Below are 23,375 nucleotides of genomic sequence, written 5' to 3'. Positions count from 1 at the left end.
CCACTACGTGTCCACGATTTGCGGGCAACCCCAACTGCACGCAAGAAGGTTCTGTACATCGGCGGCCACGGAAAGGTTGGGCTTTTGGCGGCGCCAAAGCTTGTCGACGCCAACCTCACCGTCCATTCCCTTATCCGTAACCCCGACCAGGTTGCCGACATTGAGGCCCTTGGCGCCACCGCAGTGGTGCGCGATCTCACCGAGCTTTCTGTTGAGGACTGGGCAGAGCTTTTGGCTGACTATGACGTCGTCGTCTGGGGCGCCGGCAACGGCGGCCGCGCCGGCGCAGAGGTGACGTGGGCAGTCGACCGCGATGCGGCACTCGCTTCCATCGCTGGCTTGGAGAAGCTAGCGGAGGAGGGAAAGCACACCCCGGCCTACGTGATGATTTCCTATATGGGAGCTACGGAGAACACGACCGACCCTGCGGATGAGAAGTGGTACGCCTACGTGGAGTCCAAGAAGGCCGTAGACAATAGGCTGAATTCGACGGATCTCAACTACCTCATTCTGGGTCCTGCAGCGCTCACGGAAGAGCCTTCCCAGGGCATTACTGTGCTCGATAACGACGCCGAGCGCACGAGCGACATGACGACTTCCCGGGAGCTTGTCGCCGAGGTTGTCGCTGAGGTTGCTCGCCGCGATAGCTTCCCAGCCTCGCCTCTGGAGTTCATCGATGGTGAAGGCAGCGTTAAGGACATCTAGGATGCAGGAGAAGCCGCGGTGTTAAGCCCGGCACTTACTTGCTCGCGGGTCAGACCGTTGTGCAAGCTCGCCTGGCGAAAAGGTTTAGTAGCGAGGTGGGCGGCGATGTACCACCCCGTGGTGTGCTCGAAGGTAGCTTGGCTTTGGAAGCGCACCACGGCAATACCTTGCTCGCGGAAGGCCCGGGGAGACGTGTGGGATTCAAACTCGTCGCTGATGATTTCTTGAACTGTGCCGTCGGGGAGGAAGAGGCGCACCTTGGCTTTGTAGTAGTACTCGGTGGGATCGGCATGCGGCACGTGCCGACCGGTCTGCCAGATCTCGCTGAGCAGAGCGGGATAGTACTCAATCCAGCCTTTTTCTGAGGCGGTGCCCAGTCGGCGTGCGCCCCACGTTGAACTGCGAATGGACCGAATCTGTCTCCCTGCCGCGACCACGAGCACGAGGACAAAGACTGCGACGGCCAATCCCTTCCACCCCGAGCTGATGGACGTATCTTCGCCGATAATGGCTGATATCGCGATAGCGAGTAGCACTACCGCCACGATGAGGTTGGTTCGCAGGTTCTTCCATCCAGATGTGGATCCACCCGGCAGTGGCCCAGCTGCGGCAATGGCGCGACCGACGGCAGCTGTTGTAGGAGAAGGGTTTGGCGAAGATACTTCCCTTAAGCTACGAGGAATGAGCCTTTCGGAGTATTCATGATCCGGAAAGTCGAAGGGGGCTATCGCTTGCTGAGACATTGTGGTGGGCTCCTGAAGAAGGTGGGCGTCACGATGGCACGCTGTTGAGCGTTAACCTTTTACCCAGTTCTGCTCAGCAAAAGACAGCGCCGCCTCGATGTTCTTCTTGCGCAGACCATGCTGGAGTTCTATTGCGGTTTGTCCGAGTCGGCGCGGTATCCCACCACACTCCAGCCGTTATTGTGGTTGAAGTCAACGGTGGCGACAAGGGGGCCATCGGCGAGCAGCCGGCCGCGAAGCTTCAGCCAATTCGGGTTCGGAGCGATGAACTCCGCTGTCATGCCCTTTGTCAACGAGCCGTCTGGCTGCAAGATGAGTATCGGGGCGGTGTAATAGTAGTCGGTGTTGTCGTTGTAGTCGACGCGGCGCTTGTAGACGAGCTCCCCGATTAACGCAGGACGGTACTCAACCCACCCATTCGCCCAGGCGGTCCGCAACCTAGTTCTCCTTCCCCAGCGACCCCGCACGAGCATGACTCCGACAAAGATGAATACCAGTGCGGCAAGCCCGTTGATAATGCTGGCTATTGGTATCCCGCCGTTCGTTCCGTCTGCGCCCGGAAATAGGACAAAGAGGAATAGCACATGGAACACTGTGAAGAATAGGGACATGACACCCATGGAGATGAAGATGAATCCAAAGATGATCGCGCCGAGATTCGTATGGCCGATCGGTCGCCCGACACTATTGATAGCTTCGCGTATACCGCTGCGGTCCACGTTAGGGTTCGGCTGCTGATCGTGCTCCTTTAATTCCTTAGGCGCGAGGGAGCCGGCGCTGGCTGCATCAAATTTCAGCGGTGACCGAGGCAATTGAATAGAAGATTGCGTCATGGATCACAGTGTAAAGGGGTTAGAGCTGCCTTTCTCGTCGGTTCAACACCCAATGGGGAGTAGGACCCGTGTTGGGCGGCGGACCAACCAATCGAACAGCGGCTTAGCGCACCCAATGCTGTTCGGCGAATTGGAGAACGGCATCAACTTGGCGGCCGGTGAGTCCATTGGAGAGTTCCGCCTCTGAGCTCGTTCCGTCGGTGCGGTAAGCAGCGACGGTCCAGCCATTATTGTTCGCAGTATCCACGGTAGCGATCCGGGAGCCCTCTGCCAGTGCAGCGCCACGTGATCTCAACCAGTTCGGGTTGTTTGCGCGGAACTCACCGGACATGGCCTTCGCCAGTGCGCCGTCTGATTGAAGGATCATGAGCGGCGCGGAGTAATAGAAATAGGTCCGTTCACGATCATCGGGACCTTCGGTTTTGCTGCGCAGGTAAACCAACTCACCGATGAGAGCGGGACGGTATTCTACCCAGCCATTGCGCCACGCGGTGCGCAAACGCCGAGCTTTACCGATTTCCTTGAGGATGTTCCACAGGCTCACAGCGACAAAGGTCGCGCTGAGGAAACACAAAATGATAGGGATTAGCGAAAATATGCCGATGTCAGAGAAGCTGAATCGCGGAGGACCAAAATCACCAGCGAAGAAAGAGAGCGTCATGTTGCACATAAATAGTCCAACTAGACCTATGATGACCCAGACTGCCAGGTCGCTGAGCTTAAGGCGCCCAGGCTGGGGCCCAGCCTCCTCGATGACCTCGCGGATCCCTGAATTGTCCATTCGCGGGCTCGGCTGAGCATCGTGGGCACGCTGTTCTTTCGGGGCAAGCAGGGGTGTGGCGTTCAGACTAATTCCACACTGCGTCCGCGGAAGCTGTAGGGGAGTATGGTCCATGCGCCACAGTGTAGCGTCAACCACACTCCGGCACTGAGTGTTAAGCGCTTAGTGACCGGCGTGTGGGCCACGAATCGATTGCTCTACTAAGGACAACACCTGTTCTAGATTCTTTGTGTCCCCGAGGGCCAGGCGGTTGATAAAGCCGTCCATGAAGGTCTCCAGATAAGTCACGAGGGTATCAATAGAGACGTCGTCGCGCAGCCGGCCTTTCTCGGCGTTTGATTCCAAGCGCGCACGAACCGCCTTATCCAAAACCTGCTGCTCTTCATGCCACCGAGCAGCGAAGGAGGGATCGGTGCGCAACATCGAGGTCACCGCGAGTCTTGTGGCGAGCCAATCGTGGCGCTCTGGGTGACGCAACATCTCGCTCATTACCTCAACGAGACCGTTGTTTGCTACAACCTCGGCTTCGCGGGCCGCGTCTTCCCGGGCCAGGGCCAAAAAGAGCGACTCTTTATCGCCGAAGTGGTGAAAGATAGCCCCGCGCGATTTGCCCGTGGCTTCTTCGAGGCGTCGAACCGTGGCACCTTCATAGCCGTGCTCAGCGAAGCATTTACGTGCGCCAACCAGAATGTCATGGCGGCGGCGGTTCAGTTCGGAGTCGCTCATAATCGGCATGGTTGGGGAAAAGCTCCTTAAGCACGGCTGGGGGGATAGACAGGTGACAGAAGTATGAAGGGATGAGGGGGGAGAGAAGCAGAAAGGCCAGCCAGCACTCGATGTTGCTAGCTGGCCTATCCGCCTAACTATGCAGGCCGCACCGTATCCGGGGAACCTGCATGGTGGGGAAGGTTGGTTTAGGCCTTGACCATCTGGCGTAGAACGAACTGCAGGATGCCGCCGTGGCGGTAGTAGTCGGCCTCACCAGGCGTGTCGATACGAACCTTGGCATCAAACTCAACGGTCTCGCCGGATTCCTTGGTGGCGGTTACGTGAACCGACTTCGGAATGCCGCCCTCGTTGAGAGCCTCGATACCTTCGATGTCAAAGGTTTCGGTGCCGTCCAAGCCGAGGGACTCGTGGGACTCGCCCTCCGGGAACTGCAGCGGAATAACGCCCATACCAATGAGGTTCGAGCGGTGGATGCGCTCGAAGGACTCAGTGATGACAGCCTTCACGCCGAGCAGGTTGGTGCCCTTAGCAGCCCAGTCACGGGAGGAACCGGTGCCGTACTCCTTACCAGCAAGGACAACCAGCGGGATATCGGCTGCCTTGTAGTTCTCGCAGGCGTCGAAGATGAAGGCCTGCGGTGCGCCTTCCTGGGTGAAGTCGCGGGTGTAGCCACCGGCGACGTCGACCAGTTGGTTCTGGAGGCGGATGTTAGCGAACGTACCGCGCATCATGACCTCGTGGTTACCACGACGGGAACCCAGGGAGTTGTAGTCCTGGCGCTCCACACCGTTGGCATCCAGGTACTGAGCGGCAGGGGTACCCGGCTTGATGGAGGAGGCCGGGGAGATGTGGTCGGTGGTCACGGAGTCACCAAGCTTGGCCAGGACGCGAGCACCCTTGATGTCCTGAACCGGCTCCGGCTCAACCGGCATGCCGTCGAAGTACGGAGCCTTGCGGATGTAGGTGGAGTCCTCGTTCCACTTGAAGGTCTCGCCCTCCGGGACATCGAGGTTGCGCCATGCCTCATCGCCCTTGAACACGTCGGCGTAGTCAGCCTCGTAGAGCTCGCGGGAGATGGCCTGCTGGATGGTGTCCTCGATCTCCTGCGGGGAAGGCCAGATGTCCTTGAGGAAGACATCGTTGCCATCCTGATCCTGGCCCAGCGGCTGGGTCTCGAAATCGAAGTCCATGGTGCCCGCAATAGCGTAGGCAATGACCATGATGGGGGAAGCCAAGTAGTTCATCTTGACGTCCGGGGAAATACGGCCCTCAAAGTTACGGTTACCGGAAAGCACCGCGGTAGCCGCCAGATCATACTCGTTGATGGCGTTGGAGATCTCCTCCGGCAGCGGGCCGGAGTTACCGATACAGGTGGTGCAGCCGAAGCCGGAGAGGTAGAAGCCCAGGGCCTCCAGATCCTTCCACAGGTCTGCGCGCTGGAAGTAGCCATCGACAACCTGGGAACCCGGAGCACAAATGGTCTTAACCCACGGCTTAGACTTCAGGCCCTTTTCAGCAGCCTTACGTGCGATAAGACCAGCGCCGACCATAACGGACGGGTTGGAGGTGTTGGTGCAGGACGTGATGGAAGCGATGGCAACCATACCGTGGTCCAGGGTGTACTCACCGCCGTTCGGGGAAGTGACAGTCACCGGGTTGGACTGGCGACCGGAGCTGCCCTTGGCAGCGGACTCACCCTCGCCTGCGCGGGATTTGTTCAGGCCACCGGTCACGTCAACGAGGGAGTTCTCGTCGCCGCCCTCGGCGGTCATGCGCTTGGCCTCAACGGTGGATTCGTCGACGACGACGTCACCGGAAGCGTAGGTTGGCAGGTCCTTACGGAACTGCTCCTTGGCCTCGGAGAGGAGGATGCGGTCCTGCGGGCGCTTCGGGCCAGCGATGGACGGCTTCACGGTAGACAGGTCCAGCTCGAGGTACTCGGAGTACTCTGCCTCCGGAGCATCCTGCTCCAGCCACATACCCTGAGCCTTGGCGTATGCCTCGACGCGGTCGATCTGCTCCTGCGGGCGGCCGGTGAGCTCGAGGTATTTGATGGTCTCCTCGTCGATCGGGAAGATTGCAGCGGTGGAGCCGAACTCGGGGGACATGTTACCGATGGTGGCGCGGTTGGCCAGCGGCACAGCCTTCACGCCGTTGCCGTAGAACTCAACAAACTTCTGAACCACGCCGTGCTGACGCAGCATCTCGGTGATGGTCAGAACCACGTCGGTAGCGGTCACGCCGGTCGGAATCTCGCCGGTGAGCTTGAAGCCCACAACGCGCGGGATCAGCATGGACACCGGCTGGCCCAGCATTGCGGCCTCTGCCTCGATGCCGCCAACGCCCCAGCCTAGGATACCCAGGCCGTTCTCCATGGTGGTGTGGGAGTCGGTACCAATACAGGTATCCGGGTATGCGAGACCGTCGTTGTCGAAGACCACGCGGGAGAGGTACTCAATGTTGACCTGGTGGACAATACCGGTTCCCGGGGGGACAACGCGGAAGTTGGAGAAGTTCTCAGCACCCCAGCGCAGGAACTGGTAGCGCTCCTGGTTGCGCTCGTACTCGATCTCCACGTTCTTCTCAAGGGCCTCGGTGGAGCCGAAGGCTTCGACGATGACGGAGTGGTCAATAACCATCTCGGCCGGGTTGAGCGGGTTCACCTGGTCCGGCTTGCCACCGAGTGCGGTGATAGCCTCACGCATGGTTGCGAGGTCCACCACGCAAGGGACGCCAGTGAAGTCCTGCATGAGAACGCGGGCCGGGGTGAACTGAATCTCAGTATCCGGCTCAGCGGACGGATCCCAATTGGCCAAAGCGTTGATGTGATCCTTGGTTACGTTCTTACCGTCCTCGTAGCGCAGCTGGTTCTCAGCCAGAACCTTGAGGGAGTACGGAAGCTTCTCCAGGCCCTCGACTGCGTTGATGTCAAAGTAGTCATAAGACTTACCGTTGACCTCAAGAGTCTTCTTGGCGCCGAAGGAGTTCAGGCTTTCAGTCATAAGGAGCTCCATTCCTTGCTTTTCGCTTGTGGGTTATCGAACACTTGTCGAGGGTTCGTCGAACTATCCGACTAGCACTGACCTTTCAGGAGGCCAAGCGTGTCGACGATCTTTGAACGCGCATGTTCTCTAATACATTGTAGATGTAAGAACCCTCGGTCGACACCACTATAACAGTACGCGCGTTCTGTTTCATCCATTTCGGGGGTAGCGGCGCGTCGCGAAGCTTGCCCGGGTCCGGCGGTTTAGGCTCGACCACGAATCTGGGGAACCGAAGCGCTACAAGACAACGAGGAGTGGCAGATGATCCCGGCGGACGTAAATGTAGACGATATTGCCGCACAGCTGTCAGCCGACGGCGTTGCCTTCTCTAATCCGGAGCTGGCGCTTGACGACGGCCTCCAGGCCCACATCTCAGCCTCATTGCAACCCGGACACGGTATCGCAGTGGTTGACGTCTTCCCGGAGAAGATTCCGGATCTCCGCGACTTAGCGACAACCCTCCAGCAACAGACAGGGCTAGACACCGTCATCCTGCAGGCGCCCATGAAGGTCTCCGCGGTGAGCAATTCTTATGACCGCGCAACCTTGGAGGCGGCCGAAGATGCGTTGCCAACCGGTCTCGATCAGGTCACGCTGCTCAATGATTTCTATGCCACCGCTGACCATTTTTCAGCACCATGGGGAATCATTCTGGGGCTCCTTTTCTGCCTCGCTTCGGCCGTCGGATGGATAGCCTTCCGCGCGTCTGCTCGGCACAATTTGATCGCCGAAAAATAGGCGGAATAACTACGGCGCGCACTTCGCTACTCGTTGGGGCCTGACGGCAGGGGAGTGGGGAAGTGGCAAAAGTCAACCACTATCCCTTTACTTTCGAAGCGGGGGAGTGGTTTGCGTCGCGCGCCGAACGGCAAGTTATCCGTGATTGCGGGGCTTGCCAGGCCGTGAAATTTCACCGAGGGTCAAATGGCCCGCTAGAGCATCGTGCCCCAGTCCGACATGAAGGACGGATGTAGCAATCTGGGGCAATCACGAGAGCGGTCGGTGAGACAAGCCTCAAGGCGTGACGCCACACACGCACTGACAGGCCGACTTGGAAACAGACCTTGGGAGCGGGCGTTACCTAAAAGTGACAAACATCACAATCACACCTTGGTAACAAAGTCATTGCAGGTTAGGTGCTCCTGTCATGCCCTGTGGCCGCACGTGGCTGATGTGAAAGTTGAGGAAAGTGTGCGAGATGGCGTGTCGGTGACGTATGGTTCACGTATCGACTCACGGGTTGACTATTGCTCCATACGTTCATGGACCAAGCCTTGACTCTCAATTGATTTGTCGCACGGGTATGTGGGGAAGCACGCCACGAGCGAAGGGAACAGTTGGGGTTCACCGCCTGGTGGATGAACGTCGTGTCGCTGCTGACGCGAGTAGCAGAACAGTTTGCTCGAGGCAGTCGGTACCAGTGTTCAACTTTTAAAAATCGAAACACCTACCTTCCGAGTGGAAGAGGCTTCACACACTTCATTGTGCGCGTCTTTGTAGCGGGCAAGAAGCGGCCGTATGCTCTTCCGGTTTCCGGTTGGGTGCCAGCCATGGAGGCGGGCACTTGTGCCATGTGGGCGCGAGTTGCTGCTTTCACGAGCGCGGCGTCCAGCGAGGAGGAACCGTGAGAGACGTGGCCCTCAGCCAGAGGTGTGCCCCTTCGTCGTCGGATCGCGGCTAGTCCTAGGCGTACTCGCTATCGAGCGAGGGACGCTCTGCAACTGGAAGATTGGGTCGGCGGTCTGATGAGACGTTGGTGCATACACAGCGCCCGCGCAGTACCTTTAGTGTCTCCGTTGTTGGCAGGACACAGTGCCCTTTAGGGGCACGAACGCAGGAATACTCCTGCCTGCGCCAGGACGTACATGCCTCGTTCGACCACTCTTGTTCGCGTATCCATTACCGCTTCATCAGCCTCGAAGGCGTAACTCTAGGAAGCGCACGGCTTTCCTTAGGCACGCATGCAACCTTTCAGCTTCGAAGTGGTGGGGGAGGCGACGCACCCCGCAGTACCTACTCGCTATTGGCGAAGAAGCAACCTCAAGTCCCAGCGACGTTTTCTGCTGCCGCATCCGGCTTCGCCCAGCCATGAGGAAATACTGTAGGGATGCACAACTACATGGGTAGGTGTCTAGGAGATAACTCTCGTGGCCACCACATCATCCTTCGGCTTCCGGCGCTTCAAAGCAGCCTTCGCTGCTATTGCGACCACTGCAGCCTTATCTACTGCCTCCTCGCTCACTCCTGCAGTGGCGGCGGAACCTGAGCAGCTCAACATTGACTCCCTGCTATCCTCCGATAATCCGTCCATCGCTGACCTCGCCGGCGCTATCGCGCAGATCGAGGAACGTATCGCTCAAGCTGAAGCGGCCATCGGTATCCAACGCGAATCTGTGAACCGGGCGCTCGTCGATCTCAACGACGCTCGGACCAAGGCGGCCCAGGCACGCCAGGGGACCACGACGGCGCGCGAGCAACTCGACGCCGCGCAGGCGGATGTCGCGGATGCGCAAGCAAAGTTGGACGAGGTCTCACGTTCGGCCTACCGCCGCGCCAATACCTCCGACACCGTTGCGCATGCAGCAGGTAAGGATGCCCGCTCGGATATGCTTGAGCGTCAGTCCTATCTACGTTCACAATCCGATAAGCAACAGGCCGTGTTGCGTGACTTGGAAAAGCAGCGGACGGAAAAGGCCAATAAGGAATCTCAGCTGCGTAAGACCCAGCAGCTTGCTGAGGAGCGCGCAGACCGGGCCGCCGATGCCGAGACCGCGGCACGCGATCAGCTCACCGCCTCCGAAGCCTCCATCAAGGATTCGGCATCCGAGCGCGATGATCTTCTCTCACAACTCTCCGCTCTCCATAAGGCCCTCAATCAAGCTAAGGGGGTTGACGAAGATGAAGTGTCAACCCCTGAGGCTGGAACAGAGGTCAACGATGGAGCGTTGACTTCGGAGGTGCAGAGCGATACGCAGGACGCCACCGAGGCCACCGACGACGCCGATGAGCCCACGGTAGTCCCGTCCGAGCCCGCCAACACAACGACTGCCGCCGAGTCCACGACCAACGCACCGGCTGGCCCTTCGGCCTCTGATGCCAAGACTCCTACGCTCCAAGCACAGCGCTCGACCCCTGCGGCCTCTGCGGAGGAGATGAAGGAACTTTCAAGCGCTGCAAACGCGGTTGCTTCGGATCCAAACGTGCAGGAGCTGTCTTCTACTCGCGCAACGGGCTCTGAGAAGAAGGAGACAGGGCAGCCCCGAGGCGGCAGCTCTTTTGATCCGGGTGACATCGATCCTGAGACTGTTGCCCTCGGCATCGGCGTAGTTGGAACCGTCGCCTCGATGGTGGCGGCGTCCCAGCCTAACCACAACAACAGCTTGACCCAGGACGAGATCGACGCGCTTGTGCAGGGCTCTTCGAAGCTGTTTGCTCTTCAGGGCGAAGGCGAGAGCACGGGGTCCACGGCAGCGGGATCCACCGAGACGTCGACGAGCGAATCGGCATCCACAACCACGGCCACTGAGGACGAGGATTCTCTTGCCTCCGATGTGTCCGGCGTCCTAGAAGAGCTTGATACCACCGACAGCGTGACCAAGGAGGCATCGGCAACGCTGGGCGACGCCTCCCGCGAAGCAAAGATCGAGACCGTGATTGAGCGCGCCACCTCCCAGGTCGGAGTTCCGTATGCGTGGGGCGGCGGTGACGCAAATGGCCCTACCAAGGGCATCCGTGATGGAGGCGTTGCAGACTCCCACGGTGACTACAACAAGGTTGGTTTCGACTGCTCGGGTCTGGTTCTGTATGCCTTCGCGGGTGTGGGTATCTCCTTGCCGCACTACACCGGTTACCAGTACCAGAAGGGAACGAAGATTTCTCCGAGCGAAATGGAGCGCGGCGACCTTATCTTCTATGGCCCGAACGGCAACCAGCACGTGGCGATCTACCTTGGTGATGGCACCATGGTTGAAGCTCCCCAGTCTGGCCAAAACGTCAGTATCACCCCAGTACGCCAAGGCGGCATGGCCCCCTATGCCGTGCGCCTGATCTAACAAGGCGCGTTGCTAGACTGGGCTGTATGACTGACACACTGCGTACTGCCCAGGGCAACGCCCACAGCACCGATTCGGTGCCCTCCTCATTTGACGCCCTCCTCGTTCTTTCTTTCGGTGGCCCGGAAGGAAACGAGGAGGTTGTTCCATTTTTGGAGAATGTAACCCGCGGCCGTGGCATTCCCCGTGAGCGCCTCGAAGAGGTAGGGGAGCACTACTTTCATTTCGGCGGCGTGAGCCCGCTCAATGCACTGAATCGAGAGATCATCGACAATATCTCGGCAGAGCTTTCGGATCGCGGACATAATCTGCCGGTCTATTTTGGCAACCGTAACTGGCATCCCTTTGGGACAGAGGCCGTTGACCAGATGGCAGCGGACGGAGTGCGCAGCGTCGCCGTGTTTGCCACCTCGGCCTGGGGCGGCTACAGCGCCTGCCGGCAATACAACGAAGACATCGTTGCCCTGCGTCAGCACGTTGAGGATAAGAACCTTCCAGACATAACCTTCACCAAGCTGCGCCAGTTCTTCGATCACCCGAAGTTTGTAGAGGAAATGGCTGCCGCTGTCCGGGAGGCCTACACGCAGGTTCCGGACGACAAGCTGGCTAGCACTCGCATGCTCTTCACCGCGCACTCAGTGCCCACGGCACACGATGCGGTTGGAGGTGACGAAGGGGATAAACATATTTACTCCCGCCAGGTGGCGGAGGCCTCTCGCCTCGTCGCCGAGGCCGCCGGCGTTAAGGACTATGACCTCGTGTGGCAATCGCGCTCTGGTAACCCGGCCACACCGTGGCTGGAACCAGACATCGTAGACCACACCACACGGATCCACGAAGAGGAAGGCGTCGACGGCGTCGTCGTCTGTCCCATCGGATTCATCTCTGATCACATGGAGGTGATCTGGGATCTCGATTCCGAGCTCAAGCAGGCCGCCGATGCGATGGGCGTCAGTGTCTACCGCACCCGCACCGCCGGGCCGTCTGAGCGCTTTGCATCGCTGATCGTGGATCTGATCGAGGAACTAGAGCAGGGCAGTGTGCCCGCGTCCCTCGGCGAGGTCACAGTGCAGGGGTGCACGGTCAACGGCGAGCCCTGCGCCGATGGTTGCTGCGATATTTGGTCGCTGCGCAAGCCTCACTAGCGTGCGAATTCGCTTAACGCGTAGGCCACTCCCGCCATGCGCGCTTGGCGGATGTGGCGCCACAGGCGCAGAAGCTGCGGATCGAGGCTGTGGTCTTGGACTCGATCAGTCACCGTCTCGATAATGGCAGCAACCCGGTCAGCCCGAGCAAAGAGCTTTGCCGCACGCCCCGGCACCGCTGAGGGCAAGCCCGGGGTGTCGTAGAAGTCGCTCAGCGTACCTACGGTCAGCCGCGGGTTGGGGAGAGCATCGCTGCGATACCCCGTTGCTTCGATGAGAGAGGCCGATTCATTCGTTGCAGTGCTCAGCAGCGCATCCGCTTCTCCTGGGCTCAGCCACGCGGGCGAGGGCAACGGGTCCGTTTCCTCAATCACCGTCCACCGCGTCACACCTGCGATGTAGGTGGGGATAAGCACTAAATTCCTATCAGGATCGTTGGTGCGCACAACGATGGCGCCGGCCGGGTTTTCGACCGCAGCTTGAGCGGACTCGGATCCCGCCGGAAGAGCCGGCGCTTCGCCGGGCCCAGAAAGGACCAGCCGCAGCAATGGCTCGCGTTCACCGCGCTCGATGATCGCGGCCGACTCGCGCCTTAGAAGTGACATAACATTAACGAAAGGCTTACCGTCAGCGGCTACTTGCTCGCCGCCAAGCTCAGTGAGAGCGTCGAGGAAGTCATCGGTAGATTCCTGGCCCCACAACCACGCTCCAAGCCACACGGCAACGTTTTGTAGAGGGGACCAAACTTCGGCGCGCATATCCATGGCTGGACAGTGTAGACGATAGGGTAGACCGCTATGAGCTTGAATTCCCGGGACCCCTATGGCGGCGATATTTTTGCCGGACATGCACGCAACAAGAAGACGGAGTACCCCGAGGTACCCGCAGAACCAGGCATGGTGGTCGAGGTTCGCGGTGATGATTTTGTGGGAGCGGTCTTAGGCGTTGACAAGACCGTGTGGGGCCCAGTAGTGCGGCTCGAGGATCGGCACGGAAACGCACGTGTCTTCAAACTCGTCAAAGGTGGATTTTTATTGGAGGGACAGCCGGTTACGCTGACCCGCTACGTCGAAAAGCAAGCACCCCGCAAGTCCAATTCAGGATCACGCCGCGTGGAAAATGTGGAAGCGAAGGTAGCCGCGCCATCACGCATTTGGGTCGAGGGCATCCACGATGCCGCCATCGTGGAAAAGGTGTGGGGCCACGACCTGCGCGTGGAAGGTGTGGTCGTCGAATACCTCGAAGGTCTGGACAACCTCGAGGAACGTCTCGCCGAATTTCAGCCGGGCCCTGCACGCCGCGTAGGGGTTTTGGCGGATCACCTTGTCGAAGGATCGAAGGAGACGCGGTTGACGCAGACGGTCGGCGAGCACGTGCTCGTTACCGGGCATCCCTTCATTGATATCTGGGCAGCAGTCAAACCTGAGCGCCTCGGGCTGCGAGCCTGGCCGGACGTGCCCTTTGGAGAGGACTGGAAGACTGGCATCTGCCGCCGTGTTGGATGGTCTGACCCTAAGGAAGGCTGGAGCCGCGTCTACAACGCCGTGACGTCATTCCGGGATCTGGATTCCACGCTGATCGGTGCGGTAGAGCGGCTCGTGGACTTCGTCACCACACCGGAGCTGAGCAAAGAGGATTTACTCTAATCCGCATTTGCTCGGTCGATGAGGTTGACCGCCAGCTGGCAGCCGGCGGTCTCTGCCGCCCAGCCCGCAGCTTGCAGGCGTTGGGACATCGCCTGTTTGGATATGCCCAGTTCTTCAGCGGCCTCATTTTGGTTCAGCCCGCCGCGTACCAGCGAGGTGGCCTCGCGGCCCTCCATCGTGCGCTTGTTCAAGACAAAGCCTAAAAGGGCGAAGGCCGCCGCAATATCCTGCGCTTGCTGTGCCCGCCCGCGACGATCCACCTTGGCGTAGACGTGCCCCGCACGAGCGGAGCCTTTGACCGCGGCGGTAGCCACCGCCCGAGTTTCGGCGTCACCGGCCCCTTGGCCGGGGATAACTCCGATGCCGATGGCCCAATCACCGTCCGCGAGCAGCGCCATCACAACATCGCAGACTGCGGAAGAGGAATAGGCCACGGCGCAGATATCCTCGACACCGAGAACCTCGAATTCACCAATGCCTTCCAGGGTGGACAAGGCAGCGGCGGAGCGTTGAACCAAATCAGCTCGGCGTACCGAGCGGCCGCGGTAACGGGCGTGGACTGCTAGCACAGTGCGGGACTCCTTCCAGAGAGAAACAAGGCCCAGTCTACCCCTTGCGCTTGACCGAGCCGCGCGTTCCGGGGGCAAGAGGCAAACGCGTGTCAAGAATGAGCCCCGCGGCCCCGAGCGCGGCCGCTAACAGGAAGGCGACAATGGTGTAGGGGCTCGTGGAGCCGGTGAGCGCATCCCCGAAGAAGACGCCGATGGCGGTCGTGGGGATAGAGCCGATGAGCGTGGCTACGGAGAAGTGCATGACCGAAATGGGAGTCAGCGCGGCGACATAGTTGAGTAAGGAAAAAGGAACTCCCGCCACCATCCGCAGTGACGCTACAGCCAGCCAGCCGCGCCGGTCGAGTCGAGCGTTGATTGCGTACACCGCTGGGTGCGTGAGGTGCGGACGAATCCACTCACCGAGCAAGCTGCGCACAATGAGCAAGGAAACGGTAGCGGAGATGGTCAGCGCCACGAGAGAGATGGCCAACCCCAGCCACGGACCGAAAAGCAGGCCAGCGGCGAGCGTCCATACAGTTCGCGGGATGGGAAACTGCGTAAAGAAAACATAGGCCCCTGTAAAGGCCACAACGAACCAAGGCCCAAGGTGCTCCGACCACGAGCGCAGCACGGCGAGCGAGGGGACGTCGACAAGCACGGCACCTACAATCAACGCCGCGCCGGCAACGATTACTGCTGCCCACCGCTTCCAGCTCCAGCGACGAAAGCTCTGCCATGCCGATCGTCCCAGTGACACGAAGAAGTCACCGACGCTGCGCACCCAACCAGTTTTCATAGGGCTTCAAGCCTAGCGCTACAAGGCTGCTGATCCCTCATTCAGGCTGCATGAAGAATACTCGCGCCCAGCGCTAGCGGGGAGGAAATAAAAGCAGATATCAACGCCGTCTAGGGAGGGGCTGGCAGTTTCGCCCCAACTTGCTGGCAAGCCCCAATCCAGTGCATACGATATGGACTTCGCGGAGGATACTGAAGAGCGGTGCGCATCCGCACTGCTTTCTTTTCGTGTCTGTCCTGACACCGATGATCTTTTTGGAGTGGATCTTGGACTTTCTTCATAACCTCACGTCCTATATGGACGCGGCCACCTTACTCGAAGCGTTCGGGCCGTGGGTGATTGGCGGAATTGCGCTCGTTGTATTCATCGAATCAGGCGTGCTCTTTCCGTTTCTTCCGGGAGACTCCCTTCTGGTGACCGCCGCGATTCTGCGCCACGATCTCCATGTCTCACTGTGGCTGCTTATCACCGTGGGTATCGTGGCTGCTATTGCAGGTGATCAAGTGGGCTATTGGATTGGCCACCGCTTCGGGCGCGGCTTGTTTCAGCAGGATGCACGGCTCCTCAAGTTGGAGTACCTTAACACCGCGGAGAATTTTTTCCGCAAGCACGGCCCTCTTGCTTTGGTGCTGGGACGGTTCGTTCCGATCGTACGTACCTTCATCCCGGTGGCTGCCGGGACGGCCGGGATGCGCTATAAGAAGTTCATTGGCTGGAATGTCAGCGGGGCAGTGGCTTGGGTGCTTTCTATGAACCTCGTCGGCGTCTTTCTGGGCAATATTCCGGGCATCGCCAACTCGATTGAGAAGATCATGCTGCTCATTATTGCGCTGTCAGTAGCTCCCATTGCGATCAAGGCAGTACACAGCTACGTCACGTCGAAGAAGAAAGCCACGGTGGTCGAAGAGCGGGAACCCACTATTACTACAGCGGGATAGGGGATTGTGCGGGGCCTCCGAGTCGGGGCGCCCGCGGCCGCCGGCCGGACCAACGAAAGCAGGAACCCCGTGTCTCACATCATCTTTTCCGATGGTGCGAGACACGGGGTTTCGGTTGTGCCCGAGGGGGGACTTGAACCCCCACGTCCGTTAATAGGACACTAGCACCTCAAGCTAGCGCGTCTGCCATTCCGCCACCCGGGCTAGGGTGTTTGTTCAGCCTCTCGGCTGGGCACTCGAATACTGTATCCCGAACCGGTGCCACTTCACAAATCAGCACTACACGCCATGTTTTCACGCTACTTTTAAGGGTTGAAAACACACCGGTGAAAGTACGTTGTTCGTTAGCGCTTGCGCGTGCCGGACGGTGCACCCGCAAGCCCTGTATATGGCGTCTGCACCCTAAATCGGCGCGCTGAATATAGCTTTCCGGTACAAAGGGATCTATGACTAGCAACACTTCAGATACCACCGTGAACTACGCCACTGACTCTCGTTTCCCGGGCCCGGACCCTTACGCACCGTTGGGAGATGTCCCCAGCTTCACCGTGACGTCCTCTGACATCGAGGAAGGCTCAGAGATCGCGGAGCGTTTCCGCGCGCCTGAGAATGTGTCCCCGCAGCTGTCGTGGTCCGACGTACCGGAGGGAACTAAGTCCTTCGCCGTCACCTGCTTTGATCCTGACGCACCAACGGGCTCAGGTTTCTGGCACTGGGCGGCTTTCAACATTCCTGCCGATGTCCGCGAGCTACCTACTGGTGCCGGCTCTGCTGAAGACCTCGGCCACGACGGTGTCATCAGCCTGCGAGGCGATAGCGGCCAACGCGTCTACTACGGACCCCAGCCGCCAGCCGGGCATGCTCCGCACCGCTACTTGTTCGCCGTACACGCCGTTGACGTAGAAAAACTGGACATTGATCCGGACGCCACTCCAACGGTCCTCGGTTTCAACCTCTTCTTCCACACGCTTGGCCGTGCGGTTACCTGGGGCTGGTACGAAGCCCACTAAAAGGGCCAATTACACTCATCACAATGAGTAAGAATCCGGAGACCAACCCCACCACCGACGGAGTAGACATCCCCGCCGCCCTGCGCGTGGGCGGCGCCTTCATGCTGCTGGCCGCCGTGCTCGCGCTATTCGGGCTCGTATCCATATTTACCGACGGCTGGGGAGCTACCTTCGAATGGACATGGCGCCGCCTGGCCATTGTGGGTGCGGCGCTTCTCGTCGGCGCATTCAGCACCCAACGCCGCGATCAGCGGGGCAGCCGCGAGCAGATCATCGCCCTGGTCCTGGCGCTCGTCCTCATCATCGCCAGCCGGGCGCTTCCCAACACGGTTCTCACCACGATGGGCCAGTACGTGGTCTTCCTGTACGCCGTCGCAGCAGGGTTGTGTGCGGTCATTATCCGCCGCACCTTGCGCTAGGACCGCCGTGGCGGTCTAGTCCGCCCATTCCAGGCCGGAACCTACAGCCTCCGAGATGTTGCTCAAGCCGTGAGCGTGAATCTGCTGAGCAATGCCACGGTGGATGTCGCGGATCCAATCCGGGCCGCCGTAGATCAGGCCGGTGTAGCCCTGCAGCAGCGAGGCTCCTGCGGTGATACGCTCCCACGCCTGCTCCGGGGTGGAGATACCACCGGCCGAGATCAGAACCAGCTTATCGCCCACACGGGAGTGGAGGCGCTGCAGGACCTCCAGCGAGCGCGCAGCCACCGGAGGGCCGGACACGCCGCCGGCTCCCATCGCCGCGACCTCCTCAGCCGGGGTTACCAACCCCTCGCGTGAGATGGTGGTATTTGTGGCCACAATGCCTGCTAGTCCAACCTCTACGGCCATATCAGCTACGGCATCAATATCTTCATCGCTGAGGTCCGGTGCAATCTTCACCAAGACCGGCGAGGACGTCGATTCCACCACGGCCTCCATAATGGGGCGCAGGGATTCCACCGCCTGCAGGTCGCGCAGGCCCGGGGTATTAGGGGAGGAGACGTTGACCACGACATAATCGGCCAGATCCCCTAACACTGATGCGCATTGGCGGTAGTCATCCACCGCATGCTCAGCTTCAGTGACTTTGTTCTTACCGATGTTGATGCCCACGACATCGTTAGAGCGGCGCTTGCGTAGGTTGCGGGCAGCCACCAGCGCGCCCTCGTTGTTAAAGCCCATGCGGTTCAAGATGGCCTTGTCAGCCTTGAGCCGGAAAAGTCGGGGAGCTGGATTGCCCGGCTGCGCCTTCGGGGTGATGGTGCCGAGCTCGGCGTATCCGAAGCCGATGGGGGACCAGACGTCGGCAGCCGCCGCATTCTTATCAAAACCTGCGGCCAGCCCCAGCGGGCGCGGGAAGCGCACGCCAAAGACCTCTTGCGCTAGGACCGGATCAGTGACCGGTACGATCTTGCCCAGCGCACGGTTAAGCGGCGAGGCGACCTGAAGCGCGGCGAGACCGCCATTGATGATGCCGTGGATACGTTCCGGGCTGAGTTTGAACATTCCCTTCAACGCGGCCTGGTAGGCCGCGTGGCGGGCACGGTCAAGGGCTGAGTACTGCATGCGGTGTCCTTAAAAAGAAGTGAAAATCAAAAGGGGCGGGATGGTGAAAGTTAGCGGGGTGTCTCGTCGAGTTGCGGATCGCTGATGAACTGGAGGCCGTCACCGCTAGCTGAGGCGGTGACGAGGGTGCCGTCGCCAAGCACGGCAACGTTCTGAGCGTCCGCCACCGTGGCCATGCTGCCGACGGACTCCGGAACACCCGCAGCGACGGTGAAGGCGTGCAACAGATTGTTGTCAGTGGTGGTCACCCAAGTCAAGGAACGCTCTGCGTCCCAGGCCACGCCCCACGGCGTGCCGTCGATGTTTCCGTACTGGTGTAGGCGGATGACGTCGCTGGCGGTGTAAATGGCCACGCGTTTGCCCACGGTGTCTGAAGCTACGACCACGGCGCCCTCACCGCCCGCGATCTGTCCCACGCCCTGGCCCGAGCGAAGGCGTCCGCCCGCGCGATCCTTCTCCCAGTCCAACGACTGAATTGTGGAGTCCTCCCTGAAGATGCGGACGATGCCGTCGGCGCCATCCGGATTGGGGACGGAGATGAGCTGATCCGAGCCTGCTTCCACCGTGATATCGCTGCTACGTTCACCGTCCACGTAGACCCCGATAGTCGTGGACTCCCCAGAGCCCACAAAAACCTCGCCGCTGGAGGCCTCTGCGGCCACCGTCACCGGCGTCTCCTCATCCACTGCTAACTCCTGGGGGGAATCCGGCCTCTGGGGATCAAAGACCAGTACCTTATCCCCACAGGCGAGAAGGAAGTGCTGGTCGGAGGCAGTCAGGTCGCCACATTTCGCATCGACGGATACTGTGGTGGCCTTCTCCTCGGAGAAGTCATCGGCGGTGCCTACGGCGAGTGACTCATCGGTGCGAACTGCAAGGACGTCACCGACTGCGGCGAGATCCGACACGGCATCGAAGGGGACGACGTTGCCCACCGGCTTGGTGGCCGCCGGGGAGGAGGCGGGTTCGGCCTTGCCATAGACCGCGGAATTGGGATCTGCGCCAACACCAACCGTGGGATTGCAGGCGGCAAGAGCGCAGGCGCTGGTGAGAAGGGCAGAAGAAAGCAGAACACGACGCATTTTCACGATCCCTCATCCTAGCAGTCAGCGTGGTGGAAACCGGAAGCCATGGACCGCGCTAGTAGGCTGTCGCGGGTGACTACAACAGCGACAACTGAAGCCATGACATGGATGCAGGTCATCATCCTCTCCCTCGTCCAAGGCCTCACCGAATTCCTGCCCGTGAGCTCTTCCGGACACCTGCGCATCGTGTCCACCCTGTTTTGGGGCCAAGACGCAGGCGCCTCCTTCACTGCGGTTATCCAGCTCGGCACCGAGTTGGCAGTGATCGTGTACTTCGCGGGAATGATTTGGCAGATCCTCAAAGGCTGGTTCATAGGTCTCGTGCGCAAGGACCAGCGTGGCCAGGATTACCGCATGGGATGGATGGTCATCGTCGGTTCCATCCCCATTGGCATCCTGGGCGTGCTGGGCAAGGACCTGATTAGGGATAACCTACGCAACCTGTGGATTACCGCCTCCATGCTCGTGCTCTTCTCTTTCGTTTTCATCATCGCCGAGAGGGTAGGGAAGAAGGAACGCAGCTTCGAGGAACTGACGATGCGCGATGCCATCGTCATGGGCCTGTGCCAGTGCTTGGCACTTATCCCAGGTGTCTCGCGCTCGGGAGGAACGATTTCGGGCGGCCTCTTTTTGGGCTTGGATCGCGAGGTGGCGACGCGCTTTAGCTTCCTCTTGGCCATTCCTGCGGTCATGGCTTCGGGGCTGTTTTCGCTTGGCGACGCCTTCGGCCCCACCGTGGGGCAGTCTGCCACCGGCGCCCAGCTGCTCGTCGGCACGCTCATCGCGTTCGTCGTCGGCTATGCGTCTATTGCGTGGCTGCTGAAGTTCGTGGGCAGCCACTCCTTCGAATGGTTTGCGGCCTACCGCATTCCTGTCGGGCTTCTCGTCATGCTGTTGCTGGGCCTCGGGGTTCTTGCCCCCTAACCGGCCATGCGCCCGCGGCGGTGGGGTCACACGTTAGGATGGTGCCCATGCAATCTTGGCCCGTCCCGCACATCGATTCCGTCCCTGGCGTCCCGTCGCCGCTTCACCTCTATGATTCCGCTGATGAAGAGGTAAAGAAGCTCAACATCAAGGGGGAGACCGCCACGATGTATGTCTGTGGCATTACCCCTTATGATTCCACTCACCTGGGCCATGCAGCGACCTATCTCACGTTTGATCTGATTTACCGCCAATTGCTGGATAACGGCTACACCGTGAATTACGCCCAGAACATCACCGACGTGGATGATCCGCTCTTCGAGCGCGCTGAGCGCGACGGTGTGGATTGGCGCGAACTGGGCACCTCGCAGATCAATCTTTTCCGCTCGGACATGGAGCTGCTCTCCGTGTTTCCGCCTCAGCACTTCGTCGGAGCGATGGAGGCCATCGACGAGATTACGGTCATGGTGCAGGCGCTTCTCGACGCCGATGCAGCCTACGTTGTCGACGATCCTGAGTTCCCGGATATCTACGCTTCCATCGAGGCCACGAAGAACTTCGGCTACGAGTCGAATTATTCCCGCGAGCAGATGGAGACCTTCTTTGCCGAGCGCGGCGGTGACCCGGACCGTCCCGGCAAGCGGGATCCTTTGGATGCGCTCATTTGGCGCGCCCACCGCGAGGGCGAACCCGCCTGGGAATCTCCGTTTGGCCCGGGGCGTCCGGGCTGGCACATCGAGTGTTCCGCCATCGCGACCAACCGGCTCGGGTCCAGCTTTGATATCCAGGGCGGCGGATCGGATCTGAAGTTCCCGCACCACGAATTCTCCGCGGCCCATGCGGAAGCAGCGTTGGGTGTGGAGCGGATGGCCCAGTCCTATGTGCATACCGGCATGATCGGCTTGGACGGCACCAAGATGTCGAAGTCATTGGGCAACCTGGTGTTCGTCCACAAGCTCGTCGAGGCGGGCGTCGACCCTTCGGCCATCCGTCTCGGTGTCTTCGCCGGCCACTATCGAGCCGACCGTGACTGGTCCGATGCGGTCCTGAACACCGCGCAGGAGCGGCTGGAGCGCTGGCGGGCGGCTTCCCGCACGGCAGGCAACGTGGGGGAAGTCAAGGAGGTCGTGCACCACGTACGTCGTGCCTTGGCCGACGACCTCGATACGCCACGTGCCCTTGAGGTCATCGATCAATGGGCAGATAAGGCACTGCAGGATGCTGCTCCGGATGAGGAGGCGTCCAGCTTGCTGCGCACTGCACTTAATTCTCTGCTGGGCGTGCGCCTCTAGACAACTTCAGGCATGATTTAGCTCATGACGATTCGCGCCGAATTCCAGCCCACCGTAGATGAGTTCATGTCCAACCTCGAGTCCTTTGCCACCGGGGATTACCTCAAGGAAGAGGAAAAGGAGTTCTGGGAGGCACCGTTCGATGCAACGGTGCTCCCGGATCTTCGCAACATCCTCGAGTCCTTCCTCGATGATCTGGATAAGCTGCCCGATGATCCGGAAGGTGGGCTGTTGAGTGCAGCGGTGCGCCCCTCCGTGGAGAAACTCGCCGCCTTCAACCGAAAGAATGCTGACGCAGTGCTGGAGCCGGAGGAAAAGGAGGAGCTCACGGAGCTTATCCACTCTGCCTCGGCGGCCACCGGCGCGGATGACGATGCCTTGGGACAGCTACCGGAACTGGATTTTTAATTGACTGATAGCGAGCAGGCTGCAGGTGCTACCCGTCCCGCAGCGATCTTCTGGGATATGGATGGCACCCTTACTAATTCCGAGCCCCTTTGGGAGCAAGCCACCTTCCACCTCTCCGAAACGCTGGGACGCCGGCTAACGCCGACGGAGCGGTTAGCCACGGTAGGTGCCACGTTCGAGGACACCTTAGCCATCTGCGCCGATAAGGCGGGCGTCGTGCTTCAGCCGGGAGATACCGAAAAGTACCGCCGGCTCATGTTCGACTATGTCAAGTCCCTTTTCGCCGAACACCTCGAGATTTTCCCGGGTATTCCGGAGCTGCTTGGTGAGCTCAAGGAGTTGGGTGTGCCCATGATGGTGACCACGAATACCGAACGTTACGTGGCGGACTCCGCGATCGCGTCTTTAGGCCGACACTACTTCGTGGACACGATTTGCGGTGACGAAGTCCCGCGGGGCAAGCCCGCTCCGGACATGTATGCCGAAGCTGCCCGCCGGGTAGGCGCCTTACCGCAGGATTGCCTGGTCTTTGAAGATTCTGCAGCCGGCATGCGCGCGGCTGTCGACGCCGGCTGCACCGTTATCGCGTTGCCTGAGGGCGACCACGTTGCAGTACCGGAGGAGGCGACCGTCATCACTGAGTTGCGCGGAACCCAGCACCGCCATCTCGACGGCGCTTCAGCTTCCGACGTGCACGACTGGTACAACCGCCTACGCGCACTCTAGCCGCCGCGGATTCGCTGCGGGGCGGTGGAGCGGTTGACTCCTTCCGTCGGGATTTCGGCTAGGGAGGAAGCATTTTATGCAGCAGTGTGGAAGAATAAGCCATTGTGAAGAATTTTGAGAGCCTGTTTGAGGAATTGTCCCAGAAAATCGCCGAGCGCCCTGAAGGCTCCGGCACCGTGGAAGCTTTTGACAAAGGGATCCACCACCTGGGCAAGAAAATCATCGAAGAGGCTGGCGAAGTGTGGATTGCCGCAGAATATCAGTCCGATGAAGAGCTCGCCGAGGAGATGTCGCAGCTGCTGTACTGGCTCCAAGTCATGGCCCACAAGCGTGGCCTGAAGCTCGAGGATATTTACACCTACCTCTAATCGGCCGCCCAGTACGAGGGCTTCCAGCAGTTTCAACAACCAGCGCAATCAC

Annotated in this window: 23 protein-coding genes and 1 tRNA gene; 13 read left to right on the top strand and 11 right to left on the bottom strand. The window is 60.0% G+C overall.

The genetic code is table 11. From position 1 onward, the window contains the following. Window positions 1–18 precede the first annotated feature (18 nt). Window positions 19–705: an SDR family oxidoreductase gene (locus HMPREF2806_RS11800; protein ID WP_070517802.1), complete on the top strand. Its 687-nt coding sequence runs from the start codon at window positions 19–21 to the stop codon at window positions 703–705. Here HMPREF2806_RS11800 and HMPREF2806_RS11795 read toward each other — a convergent pair. The 5 genes from HMPREF2806_RS11795 to can form a co-directional block, all read right to left on the bottom strand. Next, window positions 702–1,448, bottom strand: a complete 747-nt coding sequence (locus HMPREF2806_RS11795; RefSeq protein ID WP_070517801.1) for a hypothetical protein — start codon at window positions 1,446–1,448, stop codon at window positions 702–704. The genes HMPREF2806_RS11800 and HMPREF2806_RS11795 overlap by 4 nt on opposite strands. Before the next feature lie 128 nt (window positions 1,449–1,576). After that, window positions 1,577–2,281, bottom strand: coding sequence for a hypothetical protein (locus tag HMPREF2806_RS11790; protein WP_232745456.1), 705 nt, complete (start codon window positions 2,279–2,281; stop codon window positions 1,577–1,579). Between the two features lie 103 nt (window positions 2,282–2,384). Further along, window positions 2,385–3,176 (bottom strand): hypothetical protein, encoded by a 792-nt coding sequence (locus HMPREF2806_RS11785; RefSeq protein ID WP_070517800.1) that lies wholly within the window; start codon window positions 3,174–3,176, stop codon window positions 2,385–2,387. A 48-nt stretch (window positions 3,177–3,224) separates the two neighbouring features. After that, complete coding sequence (locus tag HMPREF2806_RS11780; RefSeq protein WP_070517799.1) at window positions 3,225–3,797, bottom strand: TetR/AcrR family transcriptional regulator; 573 nt, start codon at window positions 3,795–3,797, stop codon at window positions 3,225–3,227. 179 nt (window positions 3,798–3,976) lie between these two features. Beyond that, window positions 3,977–6,793, bottom strand: a complete 2,817-nt coding sequence (gene can / locus HMPREF2806_RS11775) for an aconitate hydratase (protein ID WP_219722545.1) — start codon at window positions 6,791–6,793, stop codon at window positions 3,977–3,979. 303 nt (window positions 6,794–7,096) lie between these two features. Here can and HMPREF2806_RS11770 point away from each other — a divergent pair, with 303 nt between their 5' ends. From HMPREF2806_RS11770 to HMPREF2806_RS11760, 3 genes are all read left to right on the top strand, one after another. Beyond that, a complete protein-coding gene (locus HMPREF2806_RS11770; protein WP_070517797.1) occupies window positions 7,097–7,573 on the top strand; it encodes an Rv1476 family membrane protein in 477 nt (158 codons plus the stop codon). 1,409 nt (window positions 7,574–8,982) lie between these two features. Further along, entirely contained in the window at window positions 8,983–10,887 is a 1,905-nt protein-coding gene (locus tag HMPREF2806_RS11765) for a DIP1281 family NlpC/P60 protein (RefSeq protein ID WP_070517796.1), read from the top strand. A 26-nt stretch (window positions 10,888–10,913) separates the two neighbouring features. Further along, complete coding sequence (locus HMPREF2806_RS11760; protein WP_046649131.1) at window positions 10,914–12,032, top strand: ferrochelatase; 1,119 nt, start codon at window positions 10,914–10,916, stop codon at window positions 12,030–12,032. On the opposite strand, the gene HMPREF2806_RS11755 is transcribed toward HMPREF2806_RS11760, so the two are convergent. Beyond that, window positions 12,029–12,796, bottom strand: a complete 768-nt coding sequence (locus HMPREF2806_RS11755) for a hypothetical protein (protein ID WP_049157678.1) — start codon at window positions 12,794–12,796, stop codon at window positions 12,029–12,031. The genes HMPREF2806_RS11760 and HMPREF2806_RS11755 overlap by 4 nt on opposite strands. A gap of 33 nt (window positions 12,797–12,829) precedes the next feature. On the opposite strand from HMPREF2806_RS11755, the gene HMPREF2806_RS11750 reads away from it, so the two are divergent. Beyond that, a complete protein-coding gene (locus HMPREF2806_RS11750) occupies window positions 12,830–13,678 on the top strand; it encodes a DUF3097 domain-containing protein (protein ID WP_046649133.1) in 849 nt (282 codons plus the stop codon). On the opposite strand, the gene HMPREF2806_RS11745 is transcribed toward HMPREF2806_RS11750, so the two are convergent. Beyond that, window positions 13,675–14,247: a hypothetical protein gene (locus HMPREF2806_RS11745; protein ID WP_046649134.1), complete on the bottom strand. Its 573-nt coding sequence runs from the start codon at window positions 14,245–14,247 to the stop codon at window positions 13,675–13,677. The genes HMPREF2806_RS11750 and HMPREF2806_RS11745 overlap by 4 nt on opposite strands. A 37-nt stretch (window positions 14,248–14,284) precedes the next feature. Then, a complete protein-coding gene (locus tag HMPREF2806_RS11740) occupies window positions 14,285–15,025 on the bottom strand; it encodes a TVP38/TMEM64 family protein (RefSeq protein ID WP_046649135.1) in 741 nt (246 codons plus the stop codon). Between the two features lie 296 nt (window positions 15,026–15,321). Between HMPREF2806_RS11740 and HMPREF2806_RS11735 the strand changes: the two genes are divergently transcribed. Next, window positions 15,322–15,963, top strand: coding sequence for a DedA family protein (locus tag HMPREF2806_RS11735; protein WP_046649180.1), 642 nt, complete (start codon window positions 15,322–15,324; stop codon window positions 15,961–15,963). A 118-nt stretch (window positions 15,964–16,081) separates the two neighbouring features. On the opposite strand, the gene HMPREF2806_RS11730 is transcribed toward HMPREF2806_RS11735, so the two are convergent. After that, window positions 16,082–16,167 (bottom strand) — tRNA-Leu (locus HMPREF2806_RS11730). A 242-nt stretch (window positions 16,168–16,409) separates the two neighbouring features. On the opposite strand from HMPREF2806_RS11730, the gene HMPREF2806_RS11725 reads away from it, so the two are divergent. Both HMPREF2806_RS11725 and HMPREF2806_RS11720 read left to right on the top strand, forming a co-directional pair. Beyond that, window positions 16,410–16,973: a YbhB/YbcL family Raf kinase inhibitor-like protein gene (locus HMPREF2806_RS11725; protein ID WP_046649136.1), complete on the top strand. Its 564-nt coding sequence runs from the start codon at window positions 16,410–16,412 to the stop codon at window positions 16,971–16,973. 23 nt (window positions 16,974–16,996) lie between these two features. Continuing rightward, window positions 16,997–17,392, top strand: a complete 396-nt coding sequence (locus tag HMPREF2806_RS11720) for a hypothetical protein (protein ID WP_046649137.1) — start codon at window positions 16,997–16,999, stop codon at window positions 17,390–17,392. Window positions 17,393–17,407: 15 nt separating this feature from the next. Here HMPREF2806_RS11720 and HMPREF2806_RS11715 read toward each other — a convergent pair whose 3' ends face one another. Together HMPREF2806_RS11715 and HMPREF2806_RS11710 are read right to left on the bottom strand one after the other, a co-directional pair. Further along, window positions 17,408–18,520 (bottom strand): quinone-dependent dihydroorotate dehydrogenase, encoded by a 1,113-nt coding sequence (locus HMPREF2806_RS11715; RefSeq protein WP_046649138.1) that lies wholly within the window; start codon window positions 18,518–18,520, stop codon window positions 17,408–17,410. A 50-nt stretch (window positions 18,521–18,570) separates the two neighbouring features. Further along, window positions 18,571–19,602: a hypothetical protein gene (locus tag HMPREF2806_RS11710; protein WP_070517795.1), complete on the bottom strand. Its 1,032-nt coding sequence runs from the start codon at window positions 19,600–19,602 to the stop codon at window positions 18,571–18,573. A 102-nt stretch (window positions 19,603–19,704) separates the two neighbouring features. On the opposite strand from HMPREF2806_RS11710, the gene HMPREF2806_RS11705 reads away from it, so the two are divergent. The 5 genes from HMPREF2806_RS11705 (at window position 19,705) to HMPREF2806_RS11685 (ending at window position 23,323) form a co-directional block, all read left to right on the top strand. Beyond that, the gene (locus HMPREF2806_RS11705; protein ID WP_232745459.1) at window positions 19,705–20,529 is read left to right on the top strand and encodes an undecaprenyl-diphosphate phosphatase; all 825 of its coding nucleotides are present in this window, start codon (window positions 19,705–19,707) and stop codon (window positions 20,527–20,529) included. 47 nt (window positions 20,530–20,576) lie between these two features. Beyond that, a complete protein-coding gene (mshC, locus tag HMPREF2806_RS11700; protein WP_070517794.1) occupies window positions 20,577–21,821 on the top strand; it encodes a cysteine--1-D-myo-inosityl 2-amino-2-deoxy-alpha-D-glucopyranoside ligase in 1,245 nt (414 codons plus the stop codon). A gap of 24 nt (window positions 21,822–21,845) precedes the next feature. Beyond that, a complete protein-coding gene (locus HMPREF2806_RS11695; protein ID WP_049157689.1) occupies window positions 21,846–22,229 on the top strand; it encodes a hypothetical protein in 384 nt (127 codons plus the stop codon). Then, window positions 22,230–22,955 (top strand): HAD family hydrolase, encoded by a 726-nt coding sequence (locus tag HMPREF2806_RS11690; protein WP_049157690.1) that lies wholly within the window; start codon window positions 22,230–22,232, stop codon window positions 22,953–22,955. 104 nt (window positions 22,956–23,059) lie between these two features. Then, the gene (locus HMPREF2806_RS11685; protein WP_046649144.1) at window positions 23,060–23,323 is read left to right on the top strand and encodes a phosphoribosyl-ATP diphosphatase; all 264 of its coding nucleotides are present in this window, start codon (window positions 23,060–23,062) and stop codon (window positions 23,321–23,323) included. Window positions 23,324–23,375 lie beyond the last annotated feature (52 nt).

The sequence above is a fragment of the Corynebacterium sp. HMSC076G08 genome (assembly GCF_001811515.1).
GTDB classification, from domain to species: domain Bacteria; phylum Actinomycetota; class Actinomycetes; order Mycobacteriales; family Mycobacteriaceae; genus Corynebacterium; species Corynebacterium hiratae.
Note: the sequence above shows the minus strand (reverse complement) of the source record. Positions and strands in the feature narration are given on the sequence as shown.